The following is a 1445-nucleotide window of genomic DNA, read 5'->3' on the forward strand; positions in this document are numbered from 1 at the left end:
GAGCGGGGCGACCCACCCGCTCGGCACCCCACCCACCCGTCAGCACGCGCCGTTCCCCCACGACAGCGCCACGGTTGCGAGAGCCCCCTCCTCGCATGACCACTCCGACCACCAGCCCCGCGCCCACCGCCTGGCCGAGCGTCGGCTTCACCGACGTCGACGCCGGGATCCGGTTCGACCGATCTCCGCGTAGCTCACGTCGACCTGAGCGGCAGGGAACTCTCTGTGGATGATGCTGTCGGCGGTCTCGGCGGCCTGGCGGAGTTCCTTCTCCACGTTCGCCGACTCTGGCAGGTTGTGCACGTACCAGATCTGCATCTCTTTGACGTCGCCGCTGGCCAAGGCGGACCGTGCTTCCAACGCCGCGCCCCGAAGCGTCTCGGGGAGTTCATCGACTGGCCCAGCCAGCAGCCACGCAGCTCCGGTGTTCAAGTCGCTGGCCTTGTTGGCTGGGGCCGCCCACCTTTCCTTCTTCGAGAAAGCCCCCTGAGCGAGGATGAGCCTCTGCCTGTCGGGCGACAGAGCGACCAGGTCGCACTTCTTGTCGTTGCTGTGGTCTGTCAGAGCGTTCGCCGCGAACGTGTCAACGTCGTCGAACCCGAGCTTCAACTGGGCCACGAACAGGAGCAGGCCGTTGTCGCCGTAGTCAGCGAGGTCGTCACGTTCCTGGAAAGCCACGAACGCTGGCCGGTCCTACAGGGAGGAGGCACTCACCTGGTCGGACGCAGACTCGGACACATCAACCCCGCTTCGATACAGGAACAGCCGGAAGGCCGACCCTATCGATGCAGGGCCACGGGTCCACGACGCGACACCAGGGCCATCACAGCATCCCCCACTTACCCCCCGGTTTATCGGGGAACGACGGTGATCCTGGATGACAGCTCGCACCCGAACGTCGCAGGTCAGCAAGCTTCTAGTAATCGGCGGTGATGGGCAGTGGCCCGAACTCAGCGGGTTCGGGGTTCGAGCCCCTGATGGCGCACCTGACAGCAAACCGCTGACCTGCGGGCACGCTCTCCTCGTCCATGGTGAGCCGCCCTCGGCGGAGACGTCCTGACGAAGCCCTCAGCTCCAGCGCGCCGGGCACGGGCCGGCATCTCCATGCACCGGGCCGCGACGACGCCGCGCACGGCAACAGCGAAGCACGAGTTCGGTCCGCTCCCGGAGCCATCGACCAGGCACCTCCGTGCGCGGTCGTCCGCTGTGCTGGTGGCCGGTCCGCCGAGCGAGCCGGTCACAGGTCGAGCTTCTGCAGGGCCTTGAGGTAGCCCTCGGTGTAGGTGGGGAACTGGGCGACCTGGTCGAGGAGCCGGTCGATCGGGATCTGCTCGCGGACGGCGAGGGCTGCGGTGTGGATCCACTCGCTGGCCTGCGGCCCGACGGCCCAGGCGCCGAGCAGCACCCGGCGGTCCCGGTCGGCGAGCACCCCGAGGTGGCCCCGC

General features: G+C 68.1%; 2 protein-coding genes. Both read right to left on the minus strand.

The window, feature by feature from the left end:
• Window positions 1–147: 147 nt before the first annotated feature.
• Window positions 148–678 carry a hypothetical protein gene (locus tag CNO22_RS27065; RefSeq protein WP_100502303.1) on the minus strand — a complete coding sequence of 177 codons (531 nt, stop codon included), beginning with the start codon at window positions 676–678 and terminating at the stop codon, window positions 148–150.
• Window positions 679–1237: 559 nt separating this feature from the next.
• A partial coding sequence (locus CNO22_RS27070) for a hypothetical protein (RefSeq protein ID WP_456298010.1) occupies window positions 1238–1445 on the minus strand: 208 nt, incomplete at its 5' end.

This window comes from Geodermatophilus chilensis (genome assembly GCF_002802985.1).
GTDB classification, from domain to species: Bacteria; Actinomycetota; Actinomycetes; order Mycobacteriales; family Geodermatophilaceae; genus Geodermatophilus; species Geodermatophilus chilensis.